The following is a 12279-nucleotide window of genomic DNA, read 5'->3' as shown; positions in this document are numbered from 1 at the left end:
CCATGGCAGAAAGTAATGTAGCTGCGGCAACGGCAGCCGAGGTGGACGCCTCGGCAGCCTCGCAGGGCCGCATTGTTCGTGTCCAAGGCTCGGTTATCGATATTGAGTTCCCGGTGGGTCACCTGCCCGATATCTATAACGCCTTGACTGTGGAGATCGCCGCGGTGGGTTCCACCGAAGGCGAGACCAGCCACACGATCATGCTCGAGGTCGAACAGCACCTCGGTGACTCCACCGTGCGCGCCGTCGCCCTGAAGCCTACGGACGGTCTGGTCCGCGGCGCCAGCGTGACCGACACGGGCGGCCCGATCGAGGTTCCGGTCGGCGATGTGACCAAGGGACACGTGTTCGACGTCTCCGGCCGCATCCTCAACCAGAAGCCCGACGAGAAGATCGTCGTCAAGGAGCGTTGGGGCATCCACCGCAACCCGCCGGCATTCGATCAGCTGGAGTCCAAGACCCAGATGTTCGAGACGGGCATCAAGGTCATCGACCTTCTGACCCCGTACGTGCAGGGCGGCAAGATCGGTCTGTTCGGCGGCGCAGGCGTCGGCAAGACCGTGCTGATCCAGGAGATGATCCAGCGAGTCGCGCAGAACCACGGTGGTGTGTCCGTGTTCGCCGGCGTCGGTGAGCGTACCCGTGAGGGTAACGATCTGATCGGCGAAATGGACGAGGCTGGCGTGCTCGAGAAGACCGCTCTGGTCTTCGGCCAGATGGATGAGCCGCCGGGAACGCGTCTGCGCGTGCCGCTGACCGCTCTGACGATGGCAGAGTACTTCCGCGACGTGCAGAACCAGGACGTGCTGCTCTTCATCGACAACATCTTCCGCTTCACCCAGGCGGGTTCCGAGGTGTCCACGCTGCTCGGCCGTATGCCGTCCGCAGTGGGTTACCAGCCGAACCTGGCGGATGAGATGGGCTCGCTGCAGGAGCGAATCACGTCGACCCGTGGTCACTCCATCACCTCGCTGCAGGCCATCTACGTGCCGGCCGATGATTACACCGACCCGGCGCCTGCCACGACCTTCGCCCACCTCGACGCGACCACCGAGCTTTCCCGTGAGATCGCCTCGAAGGGTATCTACCCGGCCGTGGATCCGCTGGCCTCCACCTCGCGAATCCTCGATCCGCGCTACGTGGGTCAGGACCACTACGAGACCGCCAACCGCGTCAAGGCGATTCTGCAGCGTAACAAGGAGCTGCAGGACATCATCGCCCTGATCGGTATCGACGAGCTCGGCGAAGAGGACAAGACCACCGTCAACCGTGCCCGTAAGATCGAGCAGTTCCTCGGTCAGAACTTCTACGTGGCCGAGAAGTTCACCGGTCGTCCCGGCTCCTACGTGTCGAAGGACGAGACCGTCGAGGCGTTCAAGCGCATCTGCGACGGCGTGTACGACGACGTTCCGGAGCAGGCGTTCTCCGGCATCGGCGGCATTGACGACCTCGAGGAGAAGTGGCACAACATGCAGAAGGAGTTCGCGGCCTGATGGCAGCGACCGACAAGCCCACCATCCAGGTGAACATCGTGGCCGCCGACCGCCCTGTGTGGTCGGGGACCGCGGTGCAGATCAGCATTCCGGCTTCCGAGGGTTCCATGGGCATCCTCGCCGACCACGAGCCGGTCATGACCGCCACCAAGGACGGGCTGATCAAGGTCATTCAGCCGAACGGCGAAACGCTCGGCTTCGAGGTGACCGACGGCTTCATCTCCTTCGACTCCAACAAGCTCACCGTGGCCGTGGAGACCTGCAAGGACGGCGTTGACCTCAACGCCTCCGCCGAGTGAGGCAGTCCTCGTTCGGGGTTTCCGCCACGTCACGTGAGTGACTTGGTGACCGCACATGAAAGGGTGCGCAGCTGATTCGTTCGGCTGCGCACCCTTTCCGCGTCTTCGGAGAGAATGTTTTGGCGAGAATGTCCTGAGCTGGGCGGTCGTCGGGGAACGGCCGGCGGGAGCGGCGGGGGCCGGCGAGCGCCGCGACGGTCAGGGGATTCGTTATCCTGTGCTGTATGCGTATTATCGTCGCCGACTGTTCGGCCGAGTATTCCGGCCGCCTCAATGCCTCGCTTCCGCAAGCCAAACGCGTGATCCTGATCAAGGCCGACTCGAGCTGCCTGATCTTCTCCGAACTGGGATCGTACAAGCCGCTCAACTGGATGTCCGCGCCGTGCAAGATCAAGGAAACCGATCTGACCGACGGTGACGCGTCCGATACGCCGGCCGTTGACGATGCTTCCGTTGATGCTGCTGATACCAACGTCGTCGATGACGATCTGATCGCCCCCAAGCCTATCCGGCAGCTGCGCGTGACGGCGGACAAGTCGTCTGACGTATTGGTCGTGAAGCTGTACCACGTGTATTCGGATCAGGACTTCGACCTGGGGGAGGATCCGGGACTCGTCAAGGACGGCGTGGAGGATCATCTGCAGCGGTATCTGGCTGAACAGATCGAACGCATCGGTGAGGGCGCCAAGCTGATTCGTCGTGAATACCCGACCGCCATCGGCCCGGTAGACATCATGGCCGTGGACGCCGAAGGCATGCATGTGGCCATCGAGATCAAGCGTCACGGCGGCATTGACGGCGTGGAACAGCTGACTCGCTACTGCAAGCTGCTGAACCGCGATCCGCTGCTGGCGCCGGTCCGCGGCATCTTCGCTGCGCAGACCATCACGCCGCAGGCGCAGGTGCTGGCCAAGGATCGTGGATTCGAGTGCCTGATTCTGGATTACGACGAGATGAAGAGCACCGAATCGGATGAGTTGAGGTTGTTCTGAAGTTCTAAATTGATGTGATGCGATGGTCTTGGGATGGGATCCCTCCCTCTGTCACTGCGTTTGCAGCGACATCTCCCTCCCTCGGAGGGAGAACGCCATCGCACCAGTGGGGTGGAAATGGTGGAATTGGGTGGGCGACGCTTGCGTCGTCAAGGCGCGCAAGGCGAAGGCGTACAACAGTACGTCGAGCCTTCCGCAACGCCGACGACGCTCCGTCGCCCACCCAATTCGCTTTAGTAGGCGTCGAGGATGTCTACCACGAACACCAGCGTCGAGTTAGCGGGGATGCCGTTCTGCTCGGTGGAACCGTAGGCGAGGTCGGCCGGGATGATGAGCAGGACCTGGGAGCCGACGGTCTGGCCGGCAAGACCCTGCTTCCAGCCCTTGATGACCTGATCGAGCGAGAAGTCGCTGGCGGCGCCGCGGTCCCAGGAGGAGTCGAACTGCTTGCCGTTGCTGGCGAGCCAGCCGGTGTAGTTGGCGCTGACGGTGTCGGTGTCCTTGACCTCCTTGCCGGAGCCCTTGATGAGGGTCTGCACCACGAGCTGGTCGCCGGGCTTGTAGTTGTTCATATCGATGGACGGCTTGCCGTTCTTGTCGAGCGTGACCTTGGGCAGGTCGGCCGGGATGTCGGTGACCTTCTCACCGGTGGCGCGGGTGAGCGCCTTGGACTTGGACACCACGGTGAGCACGATGATGTACTTGGTGGCGGTGGCCGTGGTGATGCCGTCGGAGCTGGAGGATGCGCTGGCGGAGGCGGAGGAGCTGTCGTCGAAGCCGAACGCGATGGTGGTGTTGACCTTCCTGCCCTTGAACAGGTCGTAGTACTCCTGGTTGATCGCGTTGGTGTTCATCACCATGGAGCATTCGGGGGTGTTCGTGGTCCAGGTGTTCGCATTCTCCAGCTGCTTGCCGGTCTCGGCGTCGTAGGCGATCTGCTGGACGCACAGACGGTCGCCGTCTTCGATCTTGTCGCCGTTGCCCTTCTGCAGGACCTGATAGCTGTAGTTCTTGACGTTGAGCGGGGTCTTGAAGGAGACCTTCGGCTCCTTGCCGAGCTCGCCTTCCGCGGAGATGCCGGTCATGGCGGTCAGCTTGACCGATGACGACGAGGACGAGGAGGAGCTGCTCGACTTGTCGGAGGAACCGGAGTTGCTGGAGCCGCACGCGGCGAGGGAGACGCCCAACGCGACGGTGCAGACCAGGGCGATTGCGCGGCGTGCGCGCTGACGGATAATGGAGTTGAAATCACGCATAATCCCCTACTCTAACGGCATTTCCTGACCGTAATAAGTGGTGGCTTGTAGAATGGCAATCAATATGAGTGATACGAACCTGCAGAATCAGGATGACGAATCGTCCAAGGACGGGAAGGGGTCGGCCGCGCAGACGGCCGGCGGTTCGGCCTTGCCTGAACGACGCGAGAATCCGTCATCGCAACTTGACCTATTCAAATTCATGCCGCACCGCGAGCGTGCCGACGTGAATGCCGACGAGTCCAAGACCTCGGACACTGGCGCCGCGGATGACGGACTCGACCATGTCGACGATACCGATCCCAAGGGCGTTGTCGCCGTTGACGACTCGTCCTCCGAAACGGCCGCCGTGGCAGACGACGAGCCTGTCGTCGCCGGTCCAGACACCGCTGATTCCGACGTCGTCGAACCGCAATCCGACAATGCGACGGACGAATCCGGTGCCGCCGATGCGGAAGACGACGCGGATCCTGAAGAGGCTGCCAAGCGCAAGCACCGTCGTCATGTGAGGATCATGCGAGGCGTGGTCACCCCGCTGCTCGGTCTGCTCGCCGTGGCGTCGTTCGTGTTCGGCGGACTCAATGCGACCATCTGGAAGCCGAACCCGCACGTGTCCGTCTCCACCGGGACGTTGTCGACGAACTATCTGGTCACCGATCCGGGTGTGCTCGCCCTCGCCGACAACACCGTGGATATCAGCGCCACCGCCGCGTCCGGAGATCAGGTGTGCATCGCCGTCACATCCGCACGAGACGCCACCGGATGGCTGTCCGGACAGAAATACACGCGCGTGAACGGACTGGATACATGGCAGAAGTTCACCACGCAGTCCTCGTCCACCAAGGATTCCGGCGACACCGGATCCGTCGCATTCGCCGACTCCGACATGTGGGAGAAGGTCATTTGCGCCAACGACAAGGCGAGCATGCAGTGGAAGGGCGACGGCGGCGACCGCGTGATCCTCGTCAGCGTTCAGGGCTCTGACCAGAACGCCTCGACTAAGCTTGACTTCACCATGAGCTGGACGCGCGCCACCGTGCCGAACTTCGCCATGCCGTTCTTCTTCGTGGGTGGCCTGCTTGTGGTGATGGCCATTCTCGCCGCCACGCTGTTCTCGCTCGAAGGGCACCGTCGTCGCAAGAAGAAGACTCTGGAGAATGCGCATGTGACCGCGCTCACCGAAGAGGAGATGCTCGATCAGGACGGCAAGCCGCACTGGATGCATGCCGGAGCGAAGCCGCCGTCGCCGGAACGCAACCGCCGCGAATTCCGCCGCCGGCACCACTCACACCGCAGGGAGGCCGTAGAAAAGGAACTTCGGGAGGAATCCGAATCCGAAGGTCCCGAAGTGCTCGACGTCACGTCGGTCAATCTGCTCCAGCAGAACACGCCCGCGGTGAGCACCGACGAACTGCAGGAATACTTCGCGCGACTGGCTGCGGAGAACGCGGCGAACGCGGAGCAGGCCGCCGCCTCGGATCAGGGTGAAACCGTCGGACACCTGGCCGACGCCGCTGCGACGGAGGCGAGCGAACCGACACTGATCGGGACCGAACCCGAGGAAACCGACGCGGACCATGCGACGGATGATATTGACGGCAACGACAACGACGGCAGGAAGGAGGCCGAGTGATGAGAAAATCCACGATCGTCCGCATCGCCGCGGCCGCGCTCACCGTGGCGATGCTGCCCGCACTCGCCGCCTGCAGCGAAACCGTACCCAAGGTGACGTCCACCGCGTCGTCGTCCACCGCGTCTCCGGTGATGACCGAGGCACAGGAAAAGAAGATCCGCACCAAGATCCTCGACGTGCTCAAGCAGGCCGATGACTCCAAGGACGCGAACGCGCTCGCCGAACGTGTGGAGGGACCGGAACTCGAGGTGCGTTCCAGCCAGCTGACCATCGCGCAGGCCACCGGCAACCTTGATCCGCACGCCACCATCCCCGACAAGATCAGCCAGACCGTGATCCCCACGGACTCCAGCTGGCCCAGGTCAATCTTCACGATCACCACCACCACCGACGACCAGCAGTCGCAGCGTCTGCTCGTGCTTAATCAGGACAGCGCCCGCAGCAACTACAAGCTGTGGGGATTGGTCCGCCTGTTCCAGGGCGCCCAGCTGCCCGCCTTCGAGATCCCCAAGCTCGGATCCAAGATGGGCGACGCCGACGACTCCGGTCTGGTGAGCACACCGGCCGACGCCGTGGCGCACTATGCCGATCTACTGCAGAACGGCAGCGGCAGCCAGTACGCCGGTGACTTCAACGACGACCAGCTGCGCAGCGATCTCGCCACGCTGACCGCGACCGTGCAGAAGGGCATCGAGGCGAACGCTGGCACTCAGACGCAGACGTTCACCGTGCAGCCCGACCAGATCAAGGTGATGCGTGCGGCTGGCGGCGGCGATCTCGTGGTGGCTCAGATCAACTCCGAATGGACCCGCACCGCCGGCGAGGGACGTGAATCGCTGCCCGCATCCGACGCGGAGAAGGCGCTGTTCGGCGATGGCACCGCCACCAGCAGCATGAAGGTCACCTACGTGAACGTGGTGGCTCTGTTCGTGCCTAAGTCCGACTCGGGCGAGAAGATCCAGGCCGTGGGCGCCGAACGTCAGCCCATCAAGGTCGAGGCGCAGTAGAGCACTAGACTACGGGTAGATGCCCGTGCCGGACAGGCAGGGGCGAAAGCGGTAATAGGGAATAGCAAAAAGGAGCAGTGATGGCGGACAAGAAGCCGTTCAATCCGGGAATGTCGTTGGCCGGGGCCGTGGATCTCGAGGCCCTCAAGCACAAGGTGGATGCCGAGGCCGGTCAGGCCGGGGGAGCTCCGGCGGCTGGCGGCTATGTGATCGATACCGATGAGAGCACCTTCCAGGCCATGGTGCAGACGTCGGCCACGTTCCCGATCCTGCTGCTGCTGTGGGTGACCGACGACGACCGCTGTTTCGGCATCGCCCGCAAGCTCGGTGAGGCGGTGAACAAGCTCGAAGGCAAGATCCAGCTGTCCCGCATCGACATCGCCAAGAGTCCGACCATCGCACAGGCGCTGCAGGCTCAGGGAGCTCCGGCGCTCTACGGCCTGATCGGTGGCCGTCCGATGCCGATTCTGCAGGGTGTGCCCTCTGATGCCGAGCTCGATCAGATCGTGGATCAGCTCATCCCGCAGCTCATCCAGATGGCCCAGCAGGCCGGTGTGACCGGCACTGCCCCGTATCAGGAGGGTGCCGCCGGCGATGGCGCTCCTGCCGCGCCGGAGACCGAGGCCATCCCCGAATCGCATGCCAAGGCTCATCAGCTGGCGCAGGAGGGCGACTACGCCGGTGCTGCCGCTGAGTACGCCAAGCTCATGGAGGCCGATCCGCATGATGTGCGCGCGGCCCGTGAACATGCCAAGGCCCTGCTGCTCGACCGTTCCGGCTCGGCCGACGTGCGTGTGGTGCGTGCCGCCGCCGCCGAGGCCCCGGATGACGTGGAGGCCCAGCTGGCTGTGGCCGACATCGATATGATCGGCGGGCAGATTCAGGACGCGTTCGATCGTCTGCTCGACTTCCTCGCCGGTCACAAGGCCGACGTGGAGCCGGTGCGCAAGCGTCTGCTCGAGTACTTCTCCATTCCGGACGCAAAGGATCCGCGTGTGGCCCGCGCCCGTAGGCGCCTCGCCACGCTGATGTACTGAGGTGTCCTTCTGTTCTCCCTCCAGGGGAGGGAGATGTCATGACGAATGTCATGACAGAGGGAGGGATCGAACACCAGCCGGTCCGCGATCCCTCCCTCAGTCACACCGTTTGGTGTGACAGCTCCCTCCCGTGGAGGGAGCACTTGAAGAGTGGTCTATTCGTAGCGGTTTTGGCCGAAAAGCTGAGAGTATTGGGCTCCGTCGCGGTCCAGACTGGCGAGGAAATCATCCCGCCAGGTGATGAACGGCCGTGACGCGAGCCCATCGTTGTAGAAACGGTGATCGTCGGTCACCTCGGTCGTGCAGAAGCCGGGGATCAGCAGATTCGTCACCGGACTCGATCGCTCCACCTTCGCCACGATCAGACCGGCATTGTTCGCGCCGAACACGTCGATATTCCATCCGTCCTCGCCGATCCACACGCTGTACCGGTTCTTGATGATCGGCGTACCGCCACGCAAAATCATCTCCGCGGCGATATCGGCATCCACTGTCCGTTCCGCCTCATATCGCGTGCCGCTCACCGGCGAGCCCAGCACCGTGATATACGCCTCTCGGAACGCCTCCCGATACTGCATCAGCGTGGTCAGACCATCCGTCTGCGAGCCCATCGGCACACGTACGCCGCGCGCCTGCACGCGCAAGCGCAGCGCAAAACCATCCTGATGCAGGAAATAACTCTGCACCATCAGCAGTGGCGCGTCGCCGTCGTCGCACTCGTTCGGAAACTCACGGCAGTAGAAACGACGCTCATATTCGAATTCATCCACCATGGCACCATCGTAACGAAAATCGAAAGGCAAGAAAAGCCGATCGGCGCAAACGCTGTCGCAAGGACAACCTCTGTCTTAATCGACGGAATACTGCCGGTAACAGGATGGAAACCGCCCATTGTGTACACTATTGGCGTTTTGTAAAGGAGCTCAATCTTATGCATATTGAGAAGAAGATCGGCGCCGTCGTGATGCGGCGCGCTTCGCAGTGGCGGATGATGGTCGGCATGATGCTGGCCCTGCTGCTGTGCGTGGCCGGCCTTGGCTCCCTTGGAGTTTCCACGGCGAACGCCGCCGAAGATACGGCCGCCAGCACCGAAAACGTGGCCGCAGTCAAGGGCAAGACCTTCAAGGTTGCCACCGATACCACTTTCGCACCGTTCGAATTCCGTGATTCCAGCGGACAGATGGTCGGCATCGACATGGACATGCTTCGTGCCATCGCCAAGGACCAGGGCTTTACCGTGGAAATTCAGTCGCTCGGATTCAACGCCGCCCTGCAGGCGCTGTCGTCCGGTCAGGCCGACGGCGTGATCGCCGGCATGTCGATCACCGACGAGCGCAAGGCCGTCTACGACTTCTCCGACCCGTATTTCCAGTCCGGCGTGCAGATGGCCATCGCCAAGAACAATGACGAGATCAAGGGATACGAGGATCTCAAGGGCAAGACCGTCGTGGCCAAGACGGGCGCCGAAGGTGAGGCGTTCGCCAAGAAGAACGCGAAGAAGTACGGCTACACCGTCAAATCCGTGGACCAGTCGGCCACCATGTACGAAATGGTCAAGTCCGGCAACGCGGCCGCCGTGGTCGACGACTACCCGGTGCTCGCCTACGGCATCGCCCAGGGCAACGGACTGAAGACCGTCACCCCCAAGGTTCCCGGCGCATCCTACGGTTTCGCCGTGAACAAGGGCCAGAACGAGGATCTGATGGCCGCGTTCAACACCGGACTTGCCCACCTGAAGGAAACCGGCGAATACGACAAGATCCTCGCCAAGTACCTCGGTGAGGACAGCACCTCCAGTGCCGCCTCCAACGCCAACGCGTCCAGCACCAAGAAGAGCTTCATCGATCTGGCCGCGGACTCGTTCCCCGCGCTGATGACCGGTCTGAAGAACACGCTGCTCATCACCGCGATCTCCTTCGTGATCGCGCTCGTGCTGGGCATTGTGCTCGGCCTGATGCGCGTATCGCCCAACCCGGTGCTCGCGTGGATCGCCCGCGTGTACGTGGCCATCTTCCGCGGCACGCCTATTCTGGTGTGGGCGTTCTTCTTCTACTTCGGCATCCCGCAGCTCATCGGCCACAGCATCAACATCTGGGTGGCCGGCGCGCTCACGCTGTCGCTCAACTCAGGAGCCTACCTGGTGGAGATCGTGCGCGGCGCCATCGAATCCGTGAACAAGGGCCAGATGGAGGGCGCTCGCTCGCTCGGCCTCAACTATGGTCAGGCCATGCGCAAGGTGATCCTGCCGCAGGCCGTGAAGATCGGCACCCCTGCCATCATCAACCAGCTGGTCATCATGCTCAAGGACTCCTCGCTGCTGCTCGCCATCGGCTTCGGCGAACTGCTCTACCAGGCCCAGCAGATCTACGCAGCCAATTTCCGCGTCACCGAGACGCTGCTCATGGTCGGCGTGATCTACTTCGTGGCTATCACGCTGCTCACCTGGCTCGCCAATATCGTTGATCGGAGGATGAACAAGCGATGAGTGAAGCAACCAACGCGACGAACGCGACCAACACGCAGAACGATGCCGTGAAGAACGGTGACATGCAGAAGTCCGACGTCGTCATCGACGTGAAGGACCTGCGCAAGAGCTTCGGTGGCAACGAGGTGCTCAAGGGCATCAACTGCCAGGTGCATGCGGGCGAGGTCATCTCGATCATCGGCCCGTCCGGCGCCGGCAAGTCCACGTTCCTGCGCTGCCTCAACGGCCTCGACACCCCGTCGTCCGGCTCGATCGTGGTGCTCGGCGACGACATCGCCGATCCGAAGACCAACATCGACAAGACGCGCGAGCACATCGGCATGGTGTTCCAGCACTTCAACCTGTTCCCCAACATGACCGTGGCGGAGAACATCACGCTGGCGCCCACGCTCATCAAGAAGGTGCCGGCCGACAAGGCGCGCGCCCGCGCGCTCGAGCTGCTGCGCATGGTGGGGCTCGAGGAGAAGGCCGACGCCAATCCCGAATCGCTGTCCGGCGGCCAGAAGCAGCGCGTGGCCATCGCTCGATCGCTCGCCATGGACCCGCAGATCATGCTGTTCGACGAGGCTACATCCGCACTCGACCCGGAGATGGTGGGAGACGTGCTGCAGGTGATCCGCGATCTGGCCAAGAAGGGCATGACCATGCTGCTCGTCACGCACGAGATGGCGTTCGCCCGTGAGGTCTCCACGCGCGTGATCTTCACCGACGCCGGCGTGATCGAGGAGGAAGGCACCCCGGAGCAGGTCTTCGGCAATCCGCAGAGCCCGCGTCTGCGCTCCTTCCTGTCCAAGGTGCTGTGATCGCGTAGCCGTGATCGGGTGCTGGCCCCTCCCTCTGTCACTGCTGCGCAGTGACATCTCCCTCCCTGGGAGGGAGAACGCCGGGTTTGGAATCTGGCTCCCCTCCTGGGGAGGGGAGCTGGCTGCCGAAGGCAGACTGAGGGGAGGGGCGGGCGCCGGGAGCCCTAAGGCCGTGATTGAAGTTCAACGGTCCAATAATTCCCCGCCTTCCCTCCCAAAGTCCATCTCGCGTGTAAACTAATCACCAGTGCCCGCGGACGGCTGTAATGCCATTGCGGGATTCGGGTTCGTAGCTCAGTGGATAGAGCGTCTGTCTCCGGAACAGAAGGTCGTGGGTTCGATCCCCATCGAGCCCACGAATAAGGTCCGTTTCCTCGGAATGAGGAGCGGGCTTTTTGCGTATGTGGCCGTATATCGGGCGATAACGCAGGCCGCGGCGCTTCGGGCGCTACCATGGTCGGCAAGTCGCGACGGCAGATGGGACGTCGACGCGGCATGACAACGGTTGAAATGGTTCAAGGAGGACATCATGGTGGACAAGCTTGAAGAGGTCGCGACCGCGTACGCACCGGCCGCGCTCGGCGCCTACAGCCAGGCGGTGAAGGCGAACGGATTCGTGTTCGTCTCTGGCCAGCTCGGCATCGACCCGCACACCGGCGAACTGGCGGGCCCCTCCGCCGGCGAACAGACCGCACAGGCGCTGAAGAACATCAAGCATATCCTCGACGCGGCCGGCAGCGGCATCGAGAACATCGTGCGCGCCACCATCTACATGAAGAACGTCGACGACTTCAAGGAGATCGACGGCGAGTACGCCAAGGTGTTCATCGGATCCGTCAAGCCCGCCCGCGTGGCGTTCGGCGGCAACAACATCCCCAAGGGCGCGCTCGTGGAGATCGACGCCATCGCCGTGCTCAACGACGCGGAGTGACCTGCCGTTCCATACGACGGTTCGTTCCACGGTTCGTTCATGACGATTCACTGATCGTTCGCGGTAGGGGCACCGGCCGGTACGTCGGTCTGACCCGCCGCGAACGGCATACAATACGACCATGTTTCTTGTACTGATTGGCGTGCTGGCATGTATCGCAGCGGCAGTGCTGACGCTGGGAGTGCGGCTGATGCGCGCAAAGACGAAGATTCCCGTGTACCCGCTTGGGCTCGCGCTCGCCGTGGTGGGCGGCGTGGCCACGGTCGCGTTCGTGGCGATCTTTCTGGTGTACGGTATCTCCGCATTGGTGTGATTGCGATTACGTCGGCGCGCGTGGGATCGA

12 protein-coding genes and 1 tRNA gene are annotated in these 12279 nt (G+C 62.7%); 11 read left to right on the top strand and 2 right to left on the bottom strand.

Translation table 11 applies throughout. From position 1 onward, the window contains the following. Positions 1 to 2: 2 nt before the first annotated feature. The 3 genes from atpD to nucS all read left to right on the top strand — a co-directional run bounded on the left by atpD (position 3) and on the right by nucS (position 2784). Positions 3 to 1493 (top strand): F0F1 ATP synthase subunit beta, encoded by a 1491-nt coding sequence (gene atpD / locus Tam10B_RS07530; RefSeq protein ID WP_093960637.1) that lies wholly within the window; start codon positions 3 to 5, stop codon positions 1491 to 1493. After that, the gene (locus tag Tam10B_RS07525; RefSeq protein ID WP_093960636.1) at positions 1493 to 1792 is read left to right on the top strand and encodes a F0F1 ATP synthase subunit epsilon; all 300 of its coding nucleotides are present in this window, start codon (positions 1493 to 1495) and stop codon (positions 1790 to 1792) included. The genes atpD and Tam10B_RS07525 overlap by 1 nt, the downstream gene beginning before the upstream one ends. A 224-nt stretch (positions 1793 to 2016) precedes the next feature. Next, positions 2017 to 2784: an endonuclease NucS gene (gene nucS / locus Tam10B_RS07520; protein ID WP_093960635.1), complete on the top strand. Its 768-nt coding sequence runs from the start codon at positions 2017 to 2019 to the stop codon at positions 2782 to 2784. 233 nt (positions 2785 to 3017) lie between these two features. On the opposite strand, the gene Tam10B_RS07515 is transcribed toward nucS, so the two are convergent. Then, on the bottom strand, positions 3018 to 4040 hold the full coding sequence (locus Tam10B_RS07515) for an FKBP-type peptidyl-prolyl cis-trans isomerase (protein ID WP_093960634.1): 1023 nt from the start codon (positions 4038 to 4040) through the stop codon (positions 3018 to 3020). A gap of 64 nt (positions 4041 to 4104) precedes the next feature. Here Tam10B_RS07515 and Tam10B_RS07510 point away from each other — a divergent pair, with 64 nt between their 5' ends. The 3 genes from Tam10B_RS07510 to Tam10B_RS07500 all read left to right on the top strand — a co-directional run bounded on the left by Tam10B_RS07510 (position 4105) and on the right by Tam10B_RS07500 (position 7717). Next, positions 4105 to 5673, top strand: coding sequence for an MPP10 family protein (locus tag Tam10B_RS07510; RefSeq protein WP_093960633.1), 1569 nt, complete (start codon positions 4105 to 4107; stop codon positions 5671 to 5673). Then, positions 5673 to 6680 carry a hypothetical protein gene (locus tag Tam10B_RS07505; RefSeq protein WP_093960632.1) on the top strand — a complete coding sequence of 336 codons (1008 nt, stop codon included), beginning with the start codon at positions 5673 to 5675 and terminating at the stop codon, positions 6678 to 6680. Before Tam10B_RS07510 ends, Tam10B_RS07505 begins: the two co-directional genes overlap by 1 nt. Before the next feature lie 80 nt (positions 6681 to 6760). After that, positions 6761 to 7717: a tetratricopeptide repeat protein gene (locus Tam10B_RS07500; RefSeq protein ID WP_093960631.1), complete on the top strand. Its 957-nt coding sequence runs from the start codon at positions 6761 to 6763 to the stop codon at positions 7715 to 7717. Between the two features lie 155 nt (positions 7718 to 7872). Here Tam10B_RS07500 and Tam10B_RS07495 read toward each other — a convergent pair whose 3' ends face one another. After that, positions 7873 to 8490, bottom strand: coding sequence for a CYTH domain-containing protein (locus Tam10B_RS07495; RefSeq protein WP_093960630.1), 618 nt, complete (start codon positions 8488 to 8490; stop codon positions 7873 to 7875). A gap of 158 nt (positions 8491 to 8648) precedes the next feature. Here Tam10B_RS07495 and Tam10B_RS07490 point away from each other — a divergent pair, with 158 nt between their 5' ends. From Tam10B_RS07490 to Tam10B_RS12960, 5 genes are all read left to right on the top strand, one after another. Next, complete coding sequence (locus tag Tam10B_RS07490; RefSeq protein WP_233133649.1) at positions 8649 to 10202, top strand: amino acid ABC transporter substrate-binding protein/permease; 1554 nt, start codon at positions 8649 to 8651, stop codon at positions 10200 to 10202. Positions 10203 to 10264: 62 nt separating this feature from the next. Beyond that, positions 10265 to 11005, top strand: a complete 741-nt coding sequence (locus Tam10B_RS07485) for an amino acid ABC transporter ATP-binding protein (protein ID WP_093960664.1) — start codon at positions 10265 to 10267, stop codon at positions 11003 to 11005. Positions 11006 to 11288: 283 nt separating this feature from the next. Next, positions 11289 to 11361: transfer RNA gene (locus Tam10B_RS07480), tRNA-Arg, on the top strand. Positions 11362 to 11534: 173 nt separating this feature from the next. After that, positions 11535 to 11936, top strand: coding sequence for a Rid family detoxifying hydrolase (locus tag Tam10B_RS07475; RefSeq protein WP_093960629.1), 402 nt, complete (start codon positions 11535 to 11537; stop codon positions 11934 to 11936). 121 nt (positions 11937 to 12057) lie between these two features. After that, positions 12058 to 12249, top strand: coding sequence for a hypothetical protein (locus Tam10B_RS12960; RefSeq protein WP_143248593.1), 192 nt, complete (start codon positions 12058 to 12060; stop codon positions 12247 to 12249). The last annotated feature ends 30 nt before the right edge of the window (positions 12250 to 12279 follow it).

Origin of the sequence: Bifidobacterium vansinderenii, assembly GCF_002234915.1 — a bacterium.
Lineage (GTDB): Bacteria > Actinomycetota > Actinomycetes > Actinomycetales > Bifidobacteriaceae > Galliscardovia > Galliscardovia vansinderenii.
The sequence above is the reverse complement of the archived record's forward strand: the minus strand, read 5'-3'. Positions and strand labels throughout refer to the sequence as shown.